This is a genomic window from Sphingobacterium sp. UBA7625 (genome assembly GCF_002484085.1).
Taxonomy (GTDB): Bacteria; Bacteroidota; Bacteroidia; order Sphingobacteriales; family Sphingobacteriaceae; genus Sphingobacterium; species Sphingobacterium athyrii.
This window is the reverse complement of record NZ_DLJD01000045.1, coordinates 13,638-38,872: the sequence shown is the minus strand read 5'-3', so window position 1 is coordinate 38,872 and position 25,235 is coordinate 13,638. Positions and strand designations below refer to the sequence as shown.

12 protein-coding genes are annotated in these 25,235 nt (G+C 41.4%); 4 read left to right on the top strand and 8 right to left on the bottom strand.

Annotated features, from left to right (window positions below; all coding sequences use genetic code 11):
- Nucleotides 1-5: 5 nt before the first annotated feature.
- The 8 genes from B4G94_RS28000 to B4G94_RS18665 all read right to left on the bottom strand — a co-directional run bounded on the left by B4G94_RS28000 (nt 6) and on the right by B4G94_RS18665 (nt 15,719).
- Nucleotides 6-2,699 carry a glycoside hydrolase family 88 protein gene (locus tag B4G94_RS28000; protein ID WP_313533318.1) on the bottom strand — a complete coding sequence of 898 codons (2,694 nt, stop codon included), beginning with the start codon at nt 2,697-2,699 and terminating at the stop codon, nt 6-8.
- Between the two features lie 85 nt (nt 2,700-2,784).
- On the bottom strand, nt 2,785-3,972 hold the full coding sequence (locus B4G94_RS18695) for an alginate lyase family protein (RefSeq protein WP_286860895.1): 1,188 nt from the start codon (nt 3,970-3,972) through the stop codon (nt 2,785-2,787).
- A gap of 19 nt (nt 3,973-3,991) precedes the next feature.
- Nucleotides 3,992-6,562: a glycoside hydrolase family 95 protein gene (locus B4G94_RS18690; RefSeq protein WP_286860892.1), complete on the bottom strand. Its 2,571-nt coding sequence runs from the start codon at nt 6,560-6,562 to the stop codon at nt 3,992-3,994.
- A gap of 4 nt (nt 6,563-6,566) precedes the next feature.
- Nucleotides 6,567-9,086 carry a glycoside hydrolase family 2 TIM barrel-domain containing protein gene (locus B4G94_RS18685; RefSeq protein ID WP_286860890.1) on the bottom strand — a complete coding sequence of 840 codons (2,520 nt, stop codon included), beginning with the start codon at nt 9,084-9,086 and terminating at the stop codon, nt 6,567-6,569.
- Entirely contained in the window at nt 9,079-10,533 is a 1,455-nt protein-coding gene (locus tag B4G94_RS18680) for an alpha-L-fucosidase (protein ID WP_286860887.1), read from the bottom strand. The genes B4G94_RS18685 and B4G94_RS18680 overlap by 8 nt, the downstream gene beginning before the upstream one ends.
- An 11-nt stretch (nt 10,534-10,544) precedes the next feature.
- Nucleotides 10,545-10,667: a hypothetical protein gene (locus B4G94_RS18675; RefSeq protein ID WP_286860884.1), complete on the bottom strand. Its 123-nt coding sequence runs from the start codon at nt 10,665-10,667 to the stop codon at nt 10,545-10,547.
- Nucleotides 10,668-10,980: 313 nt separating this feature from the next.
- Nucleotides 10,981-12,495 carry a RagB/SusD family nutrient uptake outer membrane protein gene (locus B4G94_RS18670; RefSeq protein WP_286860881.1) on the bottom strand — a complete coding sequence of 505 codons (1,515 nt, stop codon included), beginning with the start codon at nt 12,493-12,495 and terminating at the stop codon, nt 10,981-10,983.
- A gap of 122 nt (nt 12,496-12,617) precedes the next feature.
- A complete protein-coding gene (locus tag B4G94_RS18665) occupies nt 12,618-15,719 on the bottom strand; it encodes a SusC/RagA family TonB-linked outer membrane protein (RefSeq protein ID WP_286860879.1) in 3,102 nt (1,033 codons plus the stop codon).
- Nucleotides 15,720-16,041: 322 nt separating this feature from the next.
- On the opposite strand from B4G94_RS18665, the gene B4G94_RS18660 reads away from it, so the two are divergent.
- The 4 genes from B4G94_RS18660 (at nt 16,042) to B4G94_RS18645 (ending at nt 25,214) form a co-directional block, all read left to right on the top strand.
- A complete protein-coding gene (locus B4G94_RS18660) occupies nt 16,042-18,927 on the top strand; it encodes a triple tyrosine motif-containing protein (RefSeq protein WP_286860876.1) in 2,886 nt (961 codons plus the stop codon).
- A 265-nt stretch (nt 18,928-19,192) separates the two neighbouring features.
- A complete protein-coding gene (locus tag B4G94_RS18655) occupies nt 19,193-22,300 on the top strand; it encodes a SusC/RagA family TonB-linked outer membrane protein (protein WP_286860873.1) in 3,108 nt (1,035 codons plus the stop codon).
- A 19-nt stretch (nt 22,301-22,319) separates the two neighbouring features.
- Nucleotides 22,320-23,750, top strand: a complete 1,431-nt coding sequence (locus B4G94_RS18650) for a RagB/SusD family nutrient uptake outer membrane protein (RefSeq protein ID WP_108633700.1) — start codon at nt 22,320-22,322, stop codon at nt 23,748-23,750.
- A gap of 78 nt (nt 23,751-23,828) precedes the next feature.
- Nucleotides 23,829-25,214: a glucoamylase family protein gene (locus B4G94_RS18645; RefSeq protein ID WP_108633130.1), complete on the top strand. Its 1,386-nt coding sequence runs from the start codon at nt 23,829-23,831 to the stop codon at nt 25,212-25,214.
- Nucleotides 25,215-25,235: the final 21 nt, after the last annotated feature.

Below are 25,235 nucleotides of genomic sequence, written 5' to 3'. Positions count from 1 at the left end.
AATAGTTATTTATTTAACCTATCGTTTAATTGTTGCTCATAAAGCGACTCAATCTGCATTTTTTTGTTTTGATTTTCCCAAAATCCAATGGGCCTATCTTTAAATCTTCCGGGGATTTTTTCGCCGCTTACTCCTATTGCAAAATTTTGTCCTGATGCCCAGGGTCGCTGTACCGCCGCTCCCCGGACTTTGCAATTCCATAATACCTGTGTGACTCCGGCCCAGCCGTGCCCACTTCCCCAGTTGCCCCGGTCCTGAACATTAATTTCGCCATCGGTCGTAATCTGATCGTACAAGGTACCTACAGCCCAACGATGATGTGGACCAATATCCGCGTGCGTATCCGTTGCAGCAGAAATACTAAATACATTTGGCCCCAATGTTCTCGCCCCAGTGACGTAATCATGCCTTCCTTCTGTGGTATATAATTGCGTAAACAGATTGAGCTGTCCATTGTTATTGAAAGAGTACCGACGCCCCCCTGTAATTTGAGATTTAGCATCAAGACATTTTGACCTGATGACTGTTGTCTGTTTTGCTAAGGGTCCCAAGCTTACTGCCGCATAGCCGAAATAGCGAGCTGTAACGTTGCGCACCCAGGCATTTTCAACTTTATCAAGCTCAACGGCTATCCAGCCATGATTTTCGTCCGTTTCATTGGTAAATTCGGATTCAAAACGTAGATTTTCAACCCCTACTTCCTGAATACGTCCCGGAAACTTAAAAGGTACGACCGATACTTTACCAAACTGCGGATCTATGGCCATAACGACCGGATTATCCAAAAACAACGTATCTCCGCTAATGGCTGCGATAACACGTTCAAATTTCAATTTATATTCTTTGGTTGTCCATTGTTTTGTTCCTTCCCTTGCTATAATTTGGTCCATTTTAACTGCTTTAATCCAGTCCGCATTGAGTTCATAAGAAAGAAGTATTGATGCCCCTTTCTGAAAATCGCGACTGTCGTCCACAACGACATACTTACTTCCGACGGGGATATATATTGACTGAACCACATGTCCTTTAGCCTGGTCTTCGACATAGTTACCATCACCTGAAATTTTCAATAGGCTACGCTGTTGCTTTCCTGTGGCACGCAATAGCGTTTCACCTTCATCATCCCCTTCTCCTCTCAATACGATACCACTCGATTTGATCAGTAGACTGCCGGGTATATTGTAAATTCCTTTTTTCAGCGTTATCGCCCCTCTATATCCGTTTTTATCAAGGGGTTTGTTTGAGATTTCATCGATGGCACGTTGTATCATCTGCTGATCAGTTCCATCTGCTGTAGGATGCAATGAAATAGTGCTGGCAACAGCTGGGAGCGGTCGATCGCCCTGATGATAACCAACCCGACTGAAATCAGGTACCATATTTCCCTTATCATCCGGAAAATAGATGAGTTTACCTTCGGGGTCTTTTCGAACCAGGCTTGATTGTGCCCGTCCCGAACGCAAACTTTCCTCCCGAAGCAGGGCTTCTAAAAAATAGTAATCTGCGTAACTTAATGGCTTATCCACCTCTGAATTAGAGGGTTTCGACCCGGTACTATGCAGTAATATAAACCCTTTATTTTTATTTGGAGGAGACATATAGTGGTCAATCAGATTAGACATTATTGTCCGCGCTTTGCTCAAATAGTCTTTACCCTGATTGCTAAATGTACTCAGCTCCAATAGTCCCGACGCGATTACGGTGGCAGCTGAAACATCCCTCGGTTCATTCGGAATATGAGGTGCATCGAAATCCCAATAAGGGATTAAATCCTTGGGCATACGTGGATGGCCAAAAAGCCAGTGTGCAACCTTTTCGGCTTGCTGCAGGTATTTTGGATCACCGGTCTCGCGATAGCACATGGTATAACCATAGAGTGCCCATGCTTCTCCCCGAGCCCAGGTAGACTCATCACTAAACCCTTGATGTGTATTTTTGTGTTGTACTTCACCTGTTGCAGGATTATAGTCAATAACATGATAGGTACTATAATCCGACCGAAAATGATTTTTCATCGTTGTGTTTGCATGACTTACAGCGATATGATAATAGCTAGAGTCCCCAGTCAATTTTGTTGCTTCAAAAAGCAATTCCAGATTGAGCATATTATCAATAATGACCGGGAAATCCCAACGGTGGCTATTATGATCCCAGGAACGGATGCATCCGACCTTAGGATTAAAGCGTGTTGCCAAAGTTTTAGCGGATTGGATAATGACATCGCGATAATGTGCATTGGCCGTAAGACGATAACCGTTACCAACACTACAGAAAATCTTAAAGCCCATATCATGGGTTTTCCCGTTATACTGTTCGTCTTCGATACCTCCGGTCAATTCACCCGCCAGTTCTTTCCATTTATGTTTTCCGGATTTCTCGTATAAATACCATAAAACCCCAGGATAAAAACCACTTGTCCAATCGCCACGTTTAACGGCCACCAACTCGTTATTTTCGGAGAGTGTACGTGGAGATGCTAATGTAGAATCAGCTTTTTTTAGCACCTGTAGTTCTTTATAGAGCAATTGCGACTGTCTATCCGCACGATCCCAAGCTTTTTTCAATTGGTTTGCGCTCTGCGCTTTTGTTTCCTGAATGCCACAAAGGATAGTTGTCAAACTCAGTATCGAAACAATAAATCGTCTTTTTCGGATAAAACGATTCGAAACATCGACATGTTTTGACAGCAGTATATTCATATTGAAAATCATATTACATTTAGGTTTGTTTAAATAAAAGGTTAATTGGTAAGATTTATAGCTGGATAAAATTGGTATCCCAGCATTACAACCATATTAAAGGATTACGGATGGGCAAGTTACGAATGACCTCTTCCTCCTTGGGATTATGATCGAGCTCAACCCAAAGTTTCAAATAGCTGCCGTCTTGGTAAGCGGTTGCAGCAAAGATAAGAGCAGGTTGAGCAATAGGCCATTGCTCCCAGTACATCACGTCTTTTTGATAAGGCCATTTGTTCTTATCACTAATATAAGGTATCATAAAATCCACCCCTTTTTTGATTGTACGTCCATCGGGTAACGTATATTGCCACAACGGTTCATTTGTTGTAGACAGGATATGGCAAATCATGGTCATGGCATCTAGATTAAAGAGGGAATATCCAAAAGGCTTGGTCCGTTGGAGCTCCCGGGGAAAGCTACCATCTTTTTCCATCTGGCTGGGTAATAAAATTTGCTGGTAGCGTTCAGCGCACATCTTGAGCAAAGCTGTATCCTGCACTAGACTGGCAAAGGATGCGACCTGCATAACCCAACAGGTGCCATGATTGTTTGCTGCATTCATTTCGTCTTTACCATATTGGTGCTCAGTCAACCAGCGCAGATATGTTGCAAACCAACGATGTATAACATCTTTGGTTGACTGTGGAAAGTTTGGATCATTTTCGAGCACTTTGACGCCCTGCGCCACTTCCATTAAATGAATGGTATCAATAATGCCGATACCGCGACCTGTAAATCGTCCTTGTACTGCTTGGGCATACAGCAGATTTGGATTCATCATCGTCTCCGAGTCGACAAACCAAGCTTTCAAATGAACCAACGCCTGCTGCACATATTTTTTATCCGGATTCAAACGGTAGGCCGAAGCTAGGGCGCCGATAATTCGACTAAAACGGATCATGGCTTTTCGATGGTCAACAAAGTTGGCTGGATTGCTCATACCATCCCGTTGGACATAGGGGGCGCCCGCATCCATTGGATCTGGCCACCAATAGTCGCCTTCCGAGTAAAAGTCATGGATACCACCGCTACTTCGAACTGCAGGGTAAGCCGTCACGGTCAAGGGCTTTTGCTTCATGGCCCATTTTGATTGCTTTTTTATAATAGGACGCAAAACCGTCACGATTTTACTCTTGAAAGATCGATTGGGTTCATTCGCCCCAGCGAACAGGGGGAGCAGCACAATCCCAATAAATGTGCACGCTAGTCTGAAGATTGATTTTAAATTCATTTCCTTAGATTTTTATATGCTATATCGGGATAATTCGGTACTCCTTGCCCTTGACTGTTTGAAATTCAATTTCAAAAGTTTCTTTGATTGATAAAGGCGATAATTTTTCGCGGTCAAGGATATGGTATTTCAATGAACCTGGTTTGTATAGCAATTCATTTTCAGCCCCATTGACTTTATTCCCACTCGTTCCAATTACCTTCACTGGCATAGAGGTGCGCAACTTGCATATTCCACCTATATTGGAAACGATGCGTGTCTGTTGCAATTTATTATCCTTCCAATCGATGTCTACTGTAAAGTTTCCCCTTGCCTTAATTCCCTTGATATGCCCTGTCGACCACTCATCGGGCAGCGCTGGCAATAGATGAATAGCACCATCGTGACTTTGCAAAAGCATTTCAGTCATTCCAGCTGTTGCGCCAAAATTGCCGTCGATCTGAAAAGGGGGATGTGCATCAAATAAGTTCGGATAAGCACCACCACCGCTCATCTGAGCGCGATCCAGTTTGGGATCAATAAAGTTCAGCGCATCCTTAAGAATTTTATAAGCGTGGTTTCCATCCTGTAATCTTGCCCACCAATTTGTTTTCCATGCCATCGACCAACCTGTACTCACATCACCACGCAAAAGCAGTGATTTTTTTGCCGCAGCGGCCAATTCACTATTTTCTGTAACGCTGATCTGGTTACCAGGATAGAGTCCAAAAAGATGCGAAATATGTCTATGCTGATCTTTGGGATCATCCCAATCTTTAAACCATTCTTGCAGTTGACCATACTGTCCAACCTGATAAGGATATAATTTTGCACTCGCCTGTTCCAATGTCGATTTAAACTCAGTGTCGATCTGCAGTACATCGCAAGAGCGAATAACCGCAGTAAATAGCTCGCGGATAATGGCCATATCCATCGTCGATGCCCTAGTCAATTGATATTCTTTTCCCGCTATTTTAATTGTATTTTCAGGTGATGTAGAAGGATTTGTTATCAAGTATTTGTTAGCAGGATCAGCGATCAGCCAATGCAACATAAACTGAGCCGCCCCCTTCATCAGTGGATAGGCTTTATTTTGGAGAAAAGATTTATCTCCTGTAAAACGATAATGCTCCCACAGATGTGTGCTGAACCAAGCAGCGGCCATTGGCCATGCAGACCATCGTGGCATACCTTTAGGGTCCCAGTCATACCCTCCCGGAGGAGAGGTCTTGGCCCACAAGTCCGAATTATGGTGAACTACCCAGCCTTCCTTTATGTTGTAATTTACGGCAGCAGTTTTCGCTCCATTGACGGCCAGTTCCTCCATAAAATCAAATAGCGGCTGATGGCATTCAGACAGGTTGGTATTTTCCGCCAGCCAATAATTCATTTCGGTATTGATATTCGTGGTGTAATTACTTCCCCAAGGCGGCTGTACATGATCATTCCAAATCCCCTGTAAATTGGCGGGTCTTCCCCCTTGTCTCGAACTAGCGATCAGCAAGTAACGTCCAAAATGATAATACAAAGTCAGTAAATCCAGATCTGTAGGACCTTTTGAAAATTGCACAATCCGCTGGTCGGTCGGCAAATTTGCATGTGTTGAAATTCCAGCCAGTTCAAAATCTACCCTGTTAAACAGCGATCTATAATCCTTCTGATGATCAGCAAGCAGTGTTGTAAAGTTTTTTACCGCGACCTGTTTCATTAAACTGCTAACTGTCGCCTTTACATCTTTTCCAGCTTGGCTCGGCGATTTGTCGAAACCATTAAAGCTGGTCGCTTCTGTCAGTAACAATAGCACCTCATCAGCACCAATGATACGAAGCTTATCCTTTTCTTGCTGTACCTTCCCTCCTTTTGCCTGTACTTTAACACGCATTTCGAAAGTCATCCCCTTTCCCTCAATGCTATCGTAAACCACCTGTTTAGGTTCGTAATCCCGATTGGCCACAAAACTGGGGGCTTTGCCCACAAGGCTTAGTACATCGTTGCCGAGTGCCGAAACGGTACTTTTCAGTTTACTGGTCATGGACAGATCCAAAGTGATCGATTTCGTTTTATTTGCTTTTAAGCGAATGACCAAAGCTTTGTCGGGGTAGCTGACAAAGCTTTCTCTTTGGTATTGGACACCTTGATACGTATAACTCACCGTACTTACAGCCCCTTCCAAATCCAAATCCCGTCGATAAGCATTTACCTCCTTCTCGTCTTGATGAAAATCCAGCCACAGGTCACCCATAGGTAAATAACGTGCTGAATAAGGGCCTTGCATTTTCTTCCAGAGCACAGCAGCCTCTTCATATTTCCCAGCTAAAATAGCTTCACGTACCAATGGTAAAATTTTCGGACCATTGGGATTGTTTCCAGCCTCAGGTTCGCCCGACCACAGGGTATTATCATTAATCTGAAAACGATCCCTGCTCACCCCGCCAAAGACCATTGCTCCTGTCGTACCGTTACCCAATGGTAGTGCCTCCTCCCAATATGCAGCAGGTTTATCGTACCATAGTTGGCGCTTCTTTTGTTTATGTTGTGCATGACCACTGGTAGCAATGGCCATTATCCCGAGCAAAAGAAAAAAGCTCAAATTAGTGTTTAATTTTATCATCTCCCTATTTTTCAATTGTCAACAACGTACTTTTTGATTCGTCCATCCGTCCAGACACAACTGCTTTTCCTTCGGATAAGCGAAGCCGTATCAAGGCTCTTCCATTGTATGCCTGTACTTTTCTCGCCCCTATGGATGTTCCCTGATCAATGATCAGCTCACCATCTCCTGTAGCATCAAAATAGATCCAATTTTTGGCATCCAGACAAAGAATACCATCTTTATCCAATACCTTGGCCTGCACCGTTATGATATCATCTTCCTGTGCAATTTCTTCAACCTGTAATTTCGCGGGTTTGCCCCAACGCTGTGTCTGATACACCTGCTCAATTTGATCTGTCATAAGCTCCTTACCATTTTTGCTAACCGCTTTGATGAGATTTTTCCCCTCGCGTAACTTTACCATCCAACGTAATCCGGCAGCAGGAAAATCTTGGCTATTTCTTTTCTTTATCCCCTGACTTTCGCCATTGACAAATAATTCGACTTCCTTTGCATTAGAATATACTTTGACCATCTTTGCTTCATCTGGCTCCCCCCAACGAACAGGCCAAGAGTGTCCATAGATATGCAACATCGGTTTTGAAGTCCAATACGACTGAAACACATAATAGGATTCCTTTTTTGTAAAATCACGTTCGACGACACCTTTCTGGTTGACGTAGGGAACTGGATTATCCGGCCGAACAGGTGTCGAAAAATCTTTAAAGGGCCAATATGCGGTCCCCGTAAGCCAAGGCATGGTTTCCTGCTCCTTGAGGTGCCAATCAATCAAATTACAGATATAGCTTTCACTCCAGTCACCATCTTTGGAAACTCTTGCAGCACCCCCCACGAGAGATGCATCGCCAGCCCGTTCATCCGTGGTACCATCGCCTTCTATTTTGGCAAGTGCCCGATCCGGATCCTCTGCATGGCGACGAGCATGGCTATCTCCGCCCCATTCCACATGAAGAAAATGTTTGACCTTTTTCATTTCCTCTGCCGAGGCCGTTTTATAGTCTGTATACACTCCACGATACCAACCAGCCCAGATAGAGGGTGAATACACATCAACAATATCTTTACAAAAGTCACAACGTCGTATGGCCGTTTTTCGACTGGGATCCAATTGGTGGGAAAGTAAATGCAATTCCCGCATAAATGTCCTGATTTTCTCCTTGTCGAATTCGGGGAAATCGCCGGGCCAATCATTTTCATTACCCAGCCCCCAAATAATGATCGAAGGGTGATTATAGTGCTGCTCAATCATATTTGTCAACATCCGCTTCCCTTGTTGCTGATAGATTTCACCGCCCAAGCCACCGCGACACCAAGGGATTTCCTCCCAAACCAAAATACCAAGACTATCACAGGCTTCGAGCACCCTGCGGCTTTGTTGATAATGCCCCAACCGAATGAAATTGACGCCCATCTCTTTCATCATCGTCATTTCTTGTAAAATCTGTTCATCTGTCATCGCCGCGCCTACAGCAGCATGATCTTCATGACGATGCGTGCCCCGAAGCAAAAGTCTTTCTCCGTTTAATAAAAAGGGGCCATTATCTTTAAATTCTACATGCCGGAAACCAAAAAGGCTCTCTTCTTTAAATGTCTGTCCATTGCTTTTGACGATGGTTACCAAACGATACAAAGCGGGATGATCTGGGCTCCACAATTCAGGTTTTTTAACCGTTAATTTTCCAAAGTCAAGAGATCCTTCCACCGAACGAACAATCGGTGTCTGACTCAGTAGCAATTTACCTGAAGGATCATAAAGCTGTGTTTCGACATCAAAATTTGAGCTGTTGGATGGTGTTAATAGGCGACCACGGATTTGCAATACCCCCTGTTTTCCATCTGCATCCACTGTAGGGCTAACAAAGACTTTTTCTAAGGCTGTCTGTGGTACATATTTTAAATTCAGATGGCGATAGATACCTCCATATAGGTTAAAATCGGATAGATCTGAGGGAATCATTTCGAGGTCACGCGAGTTGTCTACCCGAATTGAAACCGGTATCTTCCCTTTAAACTGTGTTTTATAGGCTTCCGTTTTTTTAAACTGTTCGACAGCCTCAGTAATATCCACTGTCCATTCGTCATAGCCACCGACATGTTCCCCAACCTTTTGCGTATGGATATAAACCGTAGACTTTTGTCCTGCACCTTCAAAATGAAGCAATGTACGACCATTTGGATACGGATTTTCAATGGTTAATGTCTTTCTATACCAACCTGGGCCCTGATAATAATTGACAGCTGGATCAACAGCATCTAAGGCATTGTAACAATGCGGCAAACTAACTGTTTGCCATAGTGGAACGGATTCTGGATTGCCCGCCCCGACCGGCCGTACAGCTTCCCAAATCCCCCCAAGATCGCTCTTCAGAAAGTCCCATTCCCGGTCGATTCGCTTTGATTCCTGAGCTTGGAGCTGTAAAGCTCCAAATCCCAATAGCAATGCAAGTATTTTATAAAACTTATTTTTCTTTATCATTAAATATGGTTCTCTTTTCTTAATCTTTGGATTCAGATTATTCATCCAAGGCTCCGGTTTTCATTTTCTTTGCTGTGGCTGTCTTCTCTCTTTCTAGTTTTCCAGCCAACTCAATTTTGATCACAGTTGCGACAGGATCAATTGCCTGTTTGGGAACTCCAATTTTGATCGTATCAGACTGCGATTTCACTTTAAGCGTTTTACCATTCGCTAAAAAACTGGCTTTTAAAACTTTATTTTTTATTGGAAGAACGATCGTTCCATCTTGAGGCCAATCAAATATGGTTAGGTAAAGCAGGGTTTTGTCGCCCTGTTCCTTCATTGTGCATCTTCCCCACTCAAAGGGTTGCAGCGGACTGCTATTGGTTGCGTAAATTGCTTCACTGTTTATTTTCATCCACTTGCCTATCGTCGCCAACCTATCTATGCTTTCCTGCGGAAAGCTTCCATCTGGTTTCGGGCCGACATTGAGCAAATAATTCCCGCCTTTTGATGCGATATCAACCAAATTACGGATCAATGTTTCTGCCGACTTCCATTTCTGATCAGACGTACGAAACCCCCAGGTTCCATTCATGGTCATACAGGTTTCCCAATGCTTTCCTTCCAACTCGCTCCAATCTGGGATTTTCTGTTCTGGCGTCTTTGTATCACCCGGAAAATTTGGTCTTTTCAAGCGATCATTGGTAATAATATTGGGTTGCAGGCGCAGTTGTTCCTGTAACATGCTTGCCGCTTCATCGGTCATATTTGTTGGTGTATCCCACCACAAGACGGAAATATCACCATAATTACTCAAAAGTTCTTTCACCTGTGGTACAGATATATTTTTGATATAGTCGTCAAAACTCGCAGTTTCTTGCTTTGGGTCCCAATGGCCTTTATGTGCTAAGGTATAGGCATCTATTTTGGCTGAGTCAGGATTGGGCCAGCCTTCCCGCATTACCTTTCGAGCAGCTGAACCTCCAGGGTTATTCCAATCTTGTGCTTGCGAATAATAGAAACCTAATTTGACGCCGTACTTTTTACACGCTGCAGCCAAAGGCTTTAACAGATCTTTACCATAAGGAGTCGCATCAACCATATTCCATTTGCTGGTTTTGGTTTCGAACAATGCGAAACCGTCGTGATGTTTGGCCGTAATAATGAGGTATTTCATGCCAGCATCTTTCGCCATCCGCACCCATTCATCGGGGTTATATTGTACAGGATTAAATTGGCCTGCCATAGCCTGATATTGGTCAACAGGGATTTTTGAACGGTTCATAATCCATTCCGCTCCACCCCGAGCCTGTTCATGACCACGATAGACACCGCCAAATTGTGCATATACACCCCAATGGATAAACATCCCAAATCTGGCTTCCTCCCACCATTTCATCCGGAGACTATCAGGTAGTTTATTTTCCTGCGCTATTGAAGCGCCACTGGATATTCCTGAGATCAGGAGTATCAGGAATAATATTTTATACATCTTGAGTTTAGTTTTCATGCCTATAATGGTTATATTTTAGAAACCTTTTGTCTGCGTAAATTTATCATTGGGTTAGGATTAGTCGCAATTCGTTTATTCAGCACTTTTCCGTCTACTGCAGCAACTGCTCCCGTCAAATTGCTCTTTTTCATACCGTTTTGGTTATCGGTGCTATCATAGTTGTCTTGGTTTATTTGGTTATTTAACTCAATAAATGAAACCAAAGATCAAGAATAGCCTCCGTCCAAGCGGGGTATTTTTCGTTCAAATAGGTGGAAAAAATGTCTTTTTCCTTGATTTATGACAGAATTGAATGGATTTTGAAGAAAATTAAATTTTCAATCGCTGTTTCTTTGTTGACGATAGCATAAAAATGCGATGTCTATACTCAAAAAGAAAATATCAACCTATTTATAAGTTGATATTTTCTTTCATTTAGCTTCAAAGTAGTCTGATACTGGTATTTTAATACCCTGGATTTTGGGGGAGTAAATTTGTATTACGTGCGATTTCATCCTGAGGAATAGGCATCAGCGCATGAAAATCTTTTACTTTTGGCTGGCTTTCATAGGCTCCCTGCCTAGTAAATGCATCCACTACTCGTCCCCAACGTTTGATATCATACCATCTTTTCCATTCAAAAGCTAATTCAACACGACGTTCTTCCTGCACAGCTTTTCGAAAGTCCGTCTGCGACATACCCGTTGCCAGGTCGGCAGGATAATTCTGTACGCCCTGTGGCGTATACCTTGCTCTAGCCCGAACGGCATTTATATAGCTATAAGCCTTCTCTGTTGGTCCGCCTTTACTTTCATTTAATGCCTCAGCTGCCATTAAAAGAACTTCAGCATAGCGAAAGATAACATGTTTGATATCAGAGTCCGAACCATCCGCTCCAGCATTCGTACCCGGATGCAAACACCACTTTGCGGTATGTATACGAGGCCATTTCCATTTCTGATAAGGTGTCATCACTCCTTTTATCGGTGTTTCGGTCAGAAAACTGATTTTCTTTCTGTAATCTTGATCAGAAAAGCTACCATACACACCAGTTGATGGTACAAGAACGCTCCATCCCAACATATCGGCATCCCGCACACCGGTCATAGGCGCCGTATAATCCTGGTTGGATGCATTTTCCCCAGTAATACCGCCCAGAAAATCAACCACCCAGACATGCTCGGTCTGAAAACCCAGATCGGCATCCCATAGGTTATTATAATCTTTGACCAGAGCATACTGGTATTTGTTTGCATCATTGATTATCGCCTCAGCCATCTTAGCGGCATCATCCCATTTTTTCAAGACCATATAGACCGAGGCCAACAAAGTCTGAGCGGCTCCTTTAGATGGCCTCGCTTTGTTATTATTGGCATGGGTATCCGGCAAATTTGCAATCGCATATTCACAGTCTGCGATGATATTGTCATAAACCTTTGCTGCCGGAGTTTTGCTGATTGCAATTACTTTACTTGGATCACTGACGAATTCACCTATATAGGGGATATCCCCAAATAGCTGCACCAAGTGATAGTAATACAAAGCCCGGAGTAGCCTAGCTTCGGCAATAAGTGCCGATTTTTTAGTCTCATTCATTGTTACGGCCGGGATACCATCTATTGCGGCATTTGCCGCGCCAATACCCAGATAAGCGGTTTTCCACACAGCGAGCAGATCCTGATTGCTCGCATCATGCGTAAAACTGTTCAATTGAATCCGACTAGACTGCGTACCTATATCAGCAATATCAATGTCATCCCCCAGCAATTGCAGTACCATGGTCAATCGCCGCCCATAAAAATCTGCATTGGCTAACAGCCCATAAATCCCCATTACGGAAGCTTCTGCATCCGCTTCCGTCTTAAAATATTGCTTGGGATCCAAAATACTTACCGGTTCCTCGTTCAGTTTGGTACAGGAAAACAGGCTGGTAAAACACAGCGTCGTAAGTATAATACGATATATCGTTATCTTTTTCATTAGCATAAATTATTATTAACAAGTGCGTATTTCGATTTGTTAACTGAAATGATACACTCTAATTATATATTATTTATCTTTAATTCACTCATCATTAACACCTTAAAATATTATCCGTGCTATTAAAATCTCAGATTTAGGCCAAGGGTGTACGATTTAATGTTGGGGTAGCCCATGTAATCTAATCCGACATTTCGGTTAGAGTCCTGATAGCTTACCTCAGGATCAAAACCCGTGTAGTTGGTCCATGTCCATATATTTTGTGCACTGACATATATTCTTAAATATTTTAGATGAATTTTTTCGAGTGACTTTTCTGAAAAATTATAGCCTAGAGCAAGATTCTTTAACCGGAGGTAAGAGCCATCTTCTACCCAACGTGAGGAAACTTCGGGATTGTTGGTTGAGCTTGCCCTTGGTACGTTAGTATTGGTATTTTCGGGTGTCCAGCGTCGTAGTGCATCCTTTGTAGCATTTCCTTTTCCGGCCATCCAGTCCAGTTCCATTCGTGTGATGTTCAACATATCATTGCCATAACTTCCTTGCATAAAAATATTCAGATCAAAATTCTTATACTTAAAATCATTGTTAAAACCGAAGGTGAAATCAGGATTTGGATCGCCTATAATTGTACGGTCATCGGCATTCACAACACCATTGGCACCGGCTGTCAACTGATTATTTTTATCGCGGCCAAATAAATCCTTATAGCGAATATCACCGGGTTTCTTATTTGGCTGTGCGCTAAAATCATCACCCTGCTGATAAATTCCATCTGTCACCCATCCAAAAAATGCACCGAGTACCTCTCCTTCACGTAGCAGCTGCGAATCCGTTGAAAGCATGTGACCAGGGATTGTATTATATCGAATCTCGCCTCCGGGAAGCTGCAAAATCTTGTTGCGATTGAAACTGATGTTAAAATCTGTTTTCCATCCAAAGGCGCCATTGAGATTAGTTGTCTGCAAACCAAATTCCCAACCTTTGTTTTGTACACTTCCTACATTCTGAAGTGCCGTAGTAAAACCCGAATAGAGCGGCAGTGGCACCTGATACAAGAGATTGATTGTTTTTTTGTAATAATAGTCTACCGATAGGTTGATTCGGCTCTTTAGAATACCGATATCCAGTCCTGCATCTGTCTGCTTGGTCGTCTCCCAAGTCAGATTCGGATTAGCGACATTCGTAGGACGCACTGCGTTAACTGGGCTTCCGCCCATTGTTGTCAACGTAGGGGAGAATCTGGCTAGGGACTGATAGGAACCAATTTCAGAATTTCCAGTCTCACCATAACTTGTTCGCAATTTTAAATTGCTCAGCCAATCGATCGATTTCATAAACGGCTCCTGGCTTACATTCCAGGCGAGTGCTCCCGAAGGAAAGAAAGCCCATTTATTATTATCTCCAAATTTGGAAGAGCCATCGTACCTTCCTGTCGCGGTAACGAAATAGCGATTCTTATAATTATAATTCAACCTACCATAAAAGGAAGACATTACCCAATCTTCAAGATTCGAAGATGCATTTTGATAATTGGAACCAGCCCCCAGATTCCAATAGCTAAAGCTGTCTGAAATGAAATTTCGATTATTGGCCTGCCAGGTTTCATTTCTAGAACTCTGATAGGAATAACCAGCCATCGCATTCAGATTATGGTCTTCGTGAAAGGTTTGCGTATAGGTCAAGAAGTTTTCATTGATCAAATTGGTGTTTTTATGTGCCGCGATCGATCCAACTCCACCGAAATTCCTCCCTTCGACAAGTTCTTTTGATACATAATTACCTGTACGTTGATTACTGACCTGTACACCAAAGGTGCTACGAAAGATCAGATTTTTCAGAATCCCCAACTCCACAAATCCATTCCCCTGAAATAGATCTGTAATCACCTCGTTTTTTCTTTCCATAGCAGCAGCCACCGGATTATCATGCGGATCACCGAACTGCTTCAACGTATATTTTCCTTCCTCATCGTAAACTCCCTGTGTGGGTTCAAAGCGCAAGGCTGCAGAGATCACTCCCGCACCTGTCGTTCCGCTACTTCCCTCCTGTGTCCTTACACCATTTAACTTATTGCGATTAAACAGCAGTCTGGTTCCGATTTTGATTCGATCAGAAACCTTCATTTCTAAATTTGAAGTTCCGGAAAGCCTTCTAAAATCGGAATTGATCACAGTTCCTTTTTGTCCAAAATGACTGACGGAAGTATAGTATTTTATATTGTCACTGCCTCCCGACACGGAGACTTGATTATTCAACTGGTTTCCGTTTCTAAAAATAAGATCCTGCCAATCGGTTCCTTCACCCAGGGATTTCGGATCTTTGAATGGTAGATTATTGTTTCCAGCATTCGTATAGGTATCGTTAATATAGGAGGCAAATTCCGACGCATTTAATAGCGAAAGGCGCTTCCCTACTTTCTGTGAAGCAAAGGAATTATTTAATTCAATAACAGGTTTGCCTGAACGTCCTTTTTTTGTTGTTATCATGATCACTCCATTAGCCCCTCTGGAACCATAAATAGCTGTTGCAGAAGCGTCTTTTAATACTTCGATAGATTCAACATCTTCAGGAGCGGGGGCCGAACTACCTGGAAAGCCATCAACCACATACAATGGATCACTACTCGCATTGATGGAACTACCACCCCTAATCCGTACACGAGGAGCTTTACCGGGCTCTCCATTCGTGCTGGTCACAGAGACTCCGGGAGCTCTTCCCTGCAATGCTTGTGCAGTACCGGCCAATGGAAACGCATTAATTTGATTTGCATTAATGGAAGAGACAGAACCTGTTAAATCACTTTTTCGTTGTGTTCCATAGCCCACGACGACAACCTCATCCATAAGTGACTCGTTCGACTGTAAGGTGAGCTGTACTGTCTTTTGATTCGCCCCAAGTTTAATTTCTTGTCCAGCGTAGCCTATGGATGAAAAAGTTAAAGTTGCATGTGCAGGCACCTTGATCATAAATTCCCCTTTATCGTTGGTCTGGGTACTCCGATCGGGGATTCCTTTTACACTTATGGATACTCCCTGCAAAGGAGAATTATCTTTGTTGACAACCTTACCTCTGATTTCTGATTCTTCCTGATTAATTTGAAGATGGGTACTTCTGTCTTGGCTTTTAGTTATTCCCAATGATAGTCCCGGTGACAAAAATATTGCCATGGAAGCATAGGGAATAAGCGCACAGGGCCCTCTTCCGAAAAGCTTTGATTTCATAATTTTACTGTTTAGTGTTTTTTGGGTTTACGTTTTGATTGATGGATTCCCTCCTTGAGCAATTCGTTTGAATCCAAATCTAATTTTTAAAGATTTGTTCAAGTCATAGTCGTCTTTTGTTTGGTTATTTGTTTCCAAGGTAATTAAAAAACAAGTAGACTTCATGAAATTAGGGGATTAAAAATGCGAAAACGATTTCGACTATTTTGTTTAAAAAAATAGCTTAAAATGTCTATAATAACAATCATCTGCGGCTCGCATTCGCCCATTTGCGATAAAATCTATATATTGCTTTTCAAATCAATTTAAAGTGAGATATTCGATGATATCAAAAAAATATAGCATTGCCTGTATCTTTTGGTTTTGCGCTTTTTTTATTCTTAATATGGATACCGGCTATTGCCAGACAATCATACCTACGGGAACACCATTTGTAAAGCAATACAAAAAAAGCCAATACAAAGCTGGAAACCAGAATTGGTCATTGGCTATCGATCAAGAAGGACGGGTCTATAGCGCCAATACAGAAGGTTTGCTACGATTTGACGGACAATTCTGGCGCATGTACCCACTTCCCAACCACTCAACAGTACGTAGTGTTGCTGTTGATAAAGCTGGAAGAGTATATACAGGCGGACGAGGTGAATTTGGCTACTGGACTTCAAAGGCATTTGGAGAGATGACCTATCATAGCTTATCCAAATTGGTAGCAGACAAGACTTATTTTCCAAATGAGGAGATCTGGAAAATTATCGTGGAGGATCATCGTGTATTCTTCCACACTTTTTCTAAGTCCTACATCTGGGAAAACAATAAAATCAGACCACTTATAGCTAAAGGTGAACCATTCTTATTTCCCCATCAACTCAACAATCAGCTATTTTTTGAACAGCTCCCCAGTGGTCTACATGAATTTAGAGCCGGAAAGCTGGTACCTGTACAAGGCAAGGAGATCCTCCGGGATAAAAATATTTTAGCGATATTACCCTTTGATAAGGATCACTCAATAGTTGCTACTGCCCGACACGGGCTTTATCTGATGGCGTCCAACGGTTTTATTAAACAATGGTTAATTCCAGCCAATGCTATTCTTAGTCAATCTCAAATAAATAACGGTATTTATTTATACGATGGTCAATATGCTTTTGGCACCATTCAAAATGGCGTGATTATTATCAATAAAACTGGAGAAATTGTTCAACATATCAATAAAAACAATGGTTTACAGAATAATACGGTACTTAGCATAGTAAAGGATAAACAACAAAATATCTGGGTAGGCCTCGATAATGGAATTGACCGTATCGAAATCAACTCATCTTTATCTTTCTACACCGATTTTGTAGGCAAGATAGGTACTGTGTATACTTCAATTATTTACCAGGGGAAAATTTACTTAGGGACAAATAAGGGCTTATTCGTCAGTGAATGGAAGGGTTTAAACAATTATAATTCATTAGATTTTGTACAAGTCCCCAATTCAAATGGTCAAGTCTGGACATTGACCATTTTCGGTGAAGACCTCATTTGCGGTCATAATGAAGGCACCTTCAAACTGGTCGGTGGTAAATTGGAAAAGATCTCCCAAATTACAGGGGGCTGGATATTCAAACCTATCTTTGGAACAAAAAATATTCTTCAGGGGAATTATACCGGATTATCAAAATTCGTTTTTGATGGTACACAAATTCAATTTGTGCAGCAATTTTCTTCAATCAAAGAACCCGTTCGATTCCTTGCCCAAAAAGATAACCATTCATTTTGGATTGGGGATTGGGGACAGGTACAGTTAATTGATTTTGATCCGAGCTTCCAAAAAGCACATATCCAATTTACATCGATGCAAGACAGTCTAGCTGCTAAACGAAGATTTAATGGAATTTATACCTTAGAAAATAATCTCGTTTTCGCCACAGACAGTGGCTTCATGCAGTTTGATAACATTGTCAAACGCTTTAGCTACTCCGATGAATTGAACAATGCATTAGGAAGTTACAAAAATTCAAATAAGATAATTCCCATCAACACCAATAGTTATTGGTTTATTCAGAAGGCAAAAATTGCCAAAGTGGATTTTGATAGCAAAGGAAAACTGAAGATAGACTCCAATCTCCTCAGCCCTTTGCAAGATCGTATGATGAATAATTATGAAAACATCCTACCCATAGAAAATCACTACTATCTCATTGGCTTGGACGATGGTTTTGCCATTTACCGAAATTCTGATGAGCCCGCTAAATTTATATTGCCGCCACCGCAGATTGCTCAATTGACCAATCTCACAACCGGAGAAACGATCTTACCGGGGGCTGACCTTAAATTGGCCTCATCCGAAAACAATCTCCGGGTGAGCTTTTCAAGCCCTTATTATTCCTCTTCACCATTACAATACCAATATTACCTCGACGGGTATTCAGGAAAATGGTCTGAATGGAGTGAAACAGCCTTTCAAGATTTTACAAACTTGCCCTATGGGCATTTCGAAATTAACGTAAGGGCCAGAACCAACACTGGCTTGACTTCGGAGGTACAGACGATTGCTCTCACCATTAAATATCCCTGGTACCTCTCCTGGTGGGCAAAAAGTATTTATATTTTGATGTCCGGCGGAATGGTTTATCTTCTTTATAATTTTAATCTTCAACGAGAAAGAAAGAGACAGTTTCAGGCGAAGCGAAAATGGCTGGAAGAGAAGAAAATTGCATTGGAAAGAGAAGCCGAACAGCAGGAAAAGGAATGGATTAAATTGAAGAACCAACAACTGGAAGATCAACTTAATCTAAAGAACAAGGAACTGGCCAACGCTGCACTCAATATTGTCTATAAAAATGAAATGTTGAACAATCTGCACGATGAACTCAAGCAGCTTAAAGATGCAGAAGGCAACAAGCTAAGTTCTGACGAACTGAAAAAAATAAATAAGCTGATCGAAGATGCCCATAACGATGATCGTGACTGGCACATTTTTGAGAAGAGTTTTAATGAATCGCATGAGAATTTCTTTAAAAAATTAAAGCATGAATTTCCAGACCTTGTCCCCAATGATCTAAAATTATGTGCTTACCTGCGGCTCAATATGTCGAGTAAAGAGATTGCTTCATTACTCAACATTAGTACGCGGGGTGTAGAAATCAGGCGCTATCGTTTGCGTAAGAAATTGGGTCTTCCAACAGATAAAAACCTCTCTGAATTCCTATTGGAACGTTAAAATTTCGCTACAAACACTACATCATTACCACACACATGCGTTAGTGTCAGCTTCACACTAACGCATGCTTTTTTTTGTATAAAAACACTTCTTTATATTCTTACTATCAGCTATTTAAAATAAAAACAAATTTACCTTGAGAAAGTAGAAATTAGCTGTAGTAGTGATGTGAAAATGTTAAATTTTGGCGAAGTTGTACTACATCAACATATTTGCTTCAGGGAAATAACCAAAGCATTTTAAACAAACACCAAAAATTTACGATATGAGGAATCTATCCGCATTATTTTTGACATCCATGGTCGTCTCGGTAGCCTATGGACAAACTTCTATACAAGGGGTAGTCAAAGATGGCTCAAGCATGGTATCCATGCCTGGGGTCACCATCAGTATTAAAGGGAAAACAGTATCTACAAAAACCGACGCAACGGGGAAATTTCAGATCAATGCCGCTCCTACCGATTCACTGGTATTTAACTTTCTGGGTTATCGCAAACAAACGGTATACATCGGTAATCAGACGCAACTCAATGTATTTTTAGAGAATGAAAACCAAGCCCTGGAAGAAGTTGTTGTCATCGGTTACGGTACACAAAAGAAAGCTGACTTGACGGGATCAATTAGTTCCTTGAAGTCATCCGATATTACGAAGCAACCGGCAATGTCAGCGATGCAATCCATACAAGGTAAAGCTGCAGGTTTAAATATCATCGCAAATGAAGCGCCAGGCTCTTCGCCAAATGTTATCATTCGTGGATTGGGAACAGCTTTAGGCGGAAGAAATCCATTGTATATCGTTGACGGTATTGCGCAAACGGATATCAACAATATCAATCCTTCGGATATTGAATCGATGGATGTTTTAAAGGATGCATCTTCGGCTTCCATATATGGTCTTCGGGCAGCAAATGGTGTCATTATTGTGACTACAAAAAAGGGGAAGGCTGGTTCTGTTAACATCAATTATGAAAGCTATGCTGGGCTGAAGAAAATTCTCAACCGTGTTAAAATGGCTAATGCATCACAATTTGCACAATATGCAAATGAATATTGGTCTTCGACCGGGGAAAAATATAGCCTAAAAAAAGAACAAACCTATGATACGGATTGGTACGATGAATTATTAAAAACAGGCTCAGTATTTAATAATTCGGTTAATATTTCCGGGGGCACTGAAAAAATAGACTACTTCGTATCTGCCAACAATTTTACCGAAAATGGAATTTTGGATGGTTCAAAATTTGTTAGAAATACCTTACGAAATAATAATGTATACAAATTTTTAGATAATCGTCTGAAATTCAGTCAAAATTTAAATTTAACTTTAACAAACGCCACTCCCAAACCGTTTAGTGCATTTAACACCGCTTATCGACAAGCGCCAATAATGCCCGTCCGGTATGACAATGGTCGGTATGGCACTGGATATTATAATCAAACTACCGGTCTGGGGGGAATAACTGGCAAATCTGGTGATATTATTGCCAAATTAAATGATGAAGGAAATCCCTTGTACGAGGTGCTACGTCAAAATGAAAGAACAAATACACTTCGTCTACAAGGCAGTTTTGAAGGTGAATTTAAAATTACCGACTATTTAAAAGTCAATTCACGCATTGGTGGCAATAAATTTTATTCCAAACAACGTATTTTTACTGATATAAAAGATCGCTGGCTTAACGCTAATCCACAGAAAACAGCAGAAGATTTTGCCTCGAGCAAAGCGGCATCTCCGGATGATATTCAATTTGCTAACAACAGTTTAAACTACGTTGATTTAGAACAATTTCGTTGGTCATGGGAGAACTTTTTGACATTTAATAAAAGTTTCGAAAAACATCATATTGAAGCTGTTTTAGGTATGTCACGGGAAAAATATGATATCAATAGCATGACGAGCATGACTGGATATGATGTTCCTGAAAAAGAACAATATTGGAATATTAACCTTGCTAATAATACACCGGGAGCAGACTATGATCGTATTGCATTACAGACCTATTATACCCCCCGAGCACTAGCCTCCTATTTCGGACGTGTCCAGTATAATTATGATAGTAGATACTATTTAACTGCAACATTGCGACGTGATGGTTCTAGTGTCTTTCGCAATACAGGAAAATATTGGGGTACTTTCCCTTCCGTTGGCTTAGGATGGACTGTTACCAATGAAGATTTCATGAAAGATGTTAGCTGGATCAACCTATTGAAGGTTCGTGGAAACTGGGGAAAACTTGGTAACCAAGATATCCCATTAAATGTATCTACCATTCTACAGAGTCCGGAAAGTTCAAATTACAACTACGTATTTGGCCCCGAACAAACGATGGTATTTGGAAGTGCTTATGGTACCCCTGCAAAAAATTTGAGTTGGGAGGTTACAGAAGAAACTGGAGCTGGGCTAGATTTTGCATTTTTAAATAATCAACTTTCGGGTTCGATTGATTATTATCATAAAATGAATACGAATGCAATCTTATTGGTCACTCCGACGTTCACTTCTGCTTATGAAGAAAAATTTTATGATCACGGGGCCAAAATCTTAAATCAAGGGGTTGAATTCGCCTTAAACTGGAATAAATCAATTTCTCCGGATTTCAGCTATACAGTTGGCGTAAATTATTCTTACAACAAAAATACTGTTAAGGAAGTCAAAGCAGCATACGATGGTGATCAAGGCGGCAGTCTCAACAATGGAGAATTAACAAAACAATTACGTGTTGGGCAACCCATTTATGGATGGTGGATGTATGAAACAAATGGTGTATTTCAGAATGCGGAAGATGTCAAAAATTATCCATCGAATGGTCCAGCTAGACCGGGATATCTGAAATTTAAAGATCAGAATAACGATGGTATCATTGACTCACGTGACCGTATATTCTTTGGTTCATTTTTACCATCGTCGACTTACGGTATAAATCTGGGGATCAATTACAAAGCAATAGACTTTAATCTTTCGGGATATGGGGTTTCGGGCAACAAAATCTACAACGGATTAAGAAGTGCACGTATGAATGCTGGTCAAAATGTTGATTTAGAAACTTTTGAAAATCGCTGGACTCCAGATAACCATACAAATGCGCATCCGGGAGCAGACAGATCGTATTTACCTTCTAATTATTATTTAGAGTCAGGAAGTTATTTCCGAATCAACAATATCACTTTAGGTTACACCTTTAACAATTTATATAGCTCGAAATCTAAATTACGTTTATATGTAACGGCTCAAAATCCGTTTATGTTTACAAATTATAGTGGTTTTTCACCAGAATTAGCCGGTGACGGAAGCCCGAATTTAACTTCAGGAATTGAGCTTTCAGCTTACCCAACCACGCGAAATTTCCTCTTTGGACTTAATATGCAATTTTAATCTCTAAATGATGATCAACATGAAAATTAATAAACTCTATATAGCAGTTCTTCTAACTTCGGGATTTGTATTACAATCCTGCAAAGACAATAGTTTTCTTGATGTTCCGTCAAAAGAACGTGTGGAAGCAGAAGACAGTGAAACTGTAAATACCCCAGAACAATTTGTCAATGGGATTTATGGCATGTTTACAGATTGGGACTATGCTTTTTCTTTTCTAGGAGTGACGGAAATGATTTCTGATAATGCAGATAAGGGTAGTTCTTCTACTGATGCAGGTGGTGATAAATTATTATTGGATAACTTAACCTACACATCAACAGCAGGATCTTTCCTATCGATGTGGAAGCGGTGGTATAAATCTATTGGGCGAGCTTCTCAGGCCATCGATTATACAGAAAAGTATGGGTTAACGGACGAGGCTTATAAAAATCGTCTGATTGGCGAAGCTCGTTTTCTGCGCGCATTAAATTACTTTTATCTAGTCCGCGGTTGGGGCGATGTGCCTATCCAAGATCGTGATTTGATAAAACGAGAACCGGCATCTGAGGTCTATGCCTATATTGAAGCCGATCTGCAATTTGCTATTGACAATCTACCTATTAAATCTGCATATGCAGCTAAGGACCTAGGAAGAGCAACCAAAGGTGCTGCGCAAGGATTATTATCAAAAGTGTATTTGTATCAGAGCAAATGGCAACAAGCTGCCGACCTGGCAAAAACAGTTATCAACTCTGGAGGCTATAGTTTAGAAACTGATTATGCAAAAATCTGGAGATTAGAAGGTGAAAATGGTTCGGAATCGCTCTTCGAATGGCAGGCCCGAGGAAGCTCCATTGCCCATGGAATTCAACAATATAGTCAAGTGCAAGCACCTCGTGGAGGAGCTGTCAATTTAGGTTGGGGTTTTAATATCCCAAGTCAAAACTTATTGGACGCCTTTAATGCCGAAAAAGATAATATTCGTCGCGATGCAACGATTATTTTCAGAGGCGAAACACTTTACGACGGCCGTCTGATTGACAATGGCGTAGAAAATCCGATGTACAATGAAAAAGCGTATTCGTCTGCGAACGGTGGAGCTGGCGACACAGATAAAAATGTACGTTACCTGCGTTTGGGCGAAATTTACTTAATATTAGCAGAAGCTTCCAACGAATTAGGAAACAGTAACGAAGCTTTAAATGCTTTAAACACTGTCCGTAAACGGGTAAAATTAGCAGAAATAACGACTACAGATCAGACGCAGCTTCGTCAATTGATCTGGAAAGAAAGGCGCCTTGAACTCGCCTTTGAACATGACCGCTGGTTTGATCTCATCCGTACTAAACAAGCAAAAACAGCGATGGCCGCGGACGGAAAAACCTTCCAAGACAAAATGCTGTTATTTCCGATTCCGGAAGACCAACGTATTCAGATTCCGGAAATGCCGCAAAATTCAGGCTGGTAATACACACAAACTATAACTTTGGTTCAAACGACCATAGGTCGTTTGAACATTTTTTTAAGACTTTAAACAACACTAGCCATGAGAAATCGAACAGCATATCCTTACTTAACTGGTATTGCTCTGGCGCTTCTTCTCAGCAGTTCATGCCAAAACGCCTCCAATAACCATACAGACAGCCCATCAAAAACTGATTCAATCAATGGTCATCATTTCAACGAAGATTCGTTGTTGACCAGTATTCAACAACATACCTTTCAATATTTCTGGGAAGGCGCCGAACCTACTTCCGGCCTTGCTCGGGAACGTATTCATATGGACGGTGTCTATCCAGAAAACGACCGTAATGTAATTACCATAGGTGGTAGTGGATTCGGGATTATGAGCATGATTGTCGCCATGGAACGTGGATTTATCAGTCAGGAACAAGGTGTCCAAAAGTTGGATCATATCATGAATTATCTAGGCAAGATCGAACGGTTCAAAGGCGCATGGGCACATTGGTATGATGGAGAACTGGGGACGGCCAAACCTTTCAGTGAAAAAGATAACGGAGGCGACATTGTGGAAACCGCTTTCTTGGCTCAAGGTCTGGTTACCATCCGTGAATATCTAAAGGATAAAGGTGATTCAGCTCAATTGGTTGCTCAAAAAGCCGACAAGCTCTGGAAGGGAATAAATTGGAATCATTATACGAATGGACAAAACGTCATTTATTGGCATTGGAGTCCAAAATTTAACTTTCAGCAAAACCACCCTGTTAGAGGATATGATGAATGTCTTATTACTTATATCTTGGCTGCCTCCTCTCCCACTCATCCCATTGCACCCGCTGTATATCATGAGGGCTGGGCAAGATCTGGAGCAATCAAAAGCACAGCCAAAAAGTATGATATTCCGCTCATACTTAAACATAATGCCAAAGAAGGTGAAGTTGGTCCGCTTTTTTGGGAGCATTATTCCTATTTAGGACTAAGCCCCAAAGGATTAAAAGATCAGTACGCAGATTATTGGGAAGCAACAAGCAACCATGCTAAGATAAATTTAGCCTATGCCAACCAAAATCCAAAAGGATATAAAGGTTATGGTGCTGAAAAAGGCTGGGGTTGGACAGCCAGTTATTCTATTAAAGGCTACGATGCACACCACCCGGACAACGATCCCGGTGTAATCTCACCAACAGCAGCCTTGTCATCTATGCCCTATACACCTCATGAAAGTATTCAGTTTGCCCAATACTTGAACAAACAATTTGGTAATAAAGTCTGGGGAAAATATGGATATTATGACGCTTATAGCGAAACTGCAAATTGGTACCCTCAACGTTATCTTGCCATCGATCAAGGTCCCATTATCGTCATGATCGAAAATTATAGAACAGGAAAAATCTGGGACTTATTCATGCAAGCACCAGAGATTCAGCAGGGATTGAAAAAACTTGGTTTTACAAGTCCCTATCTAAAGTAGTGGGAAATTCGGAATCATTTT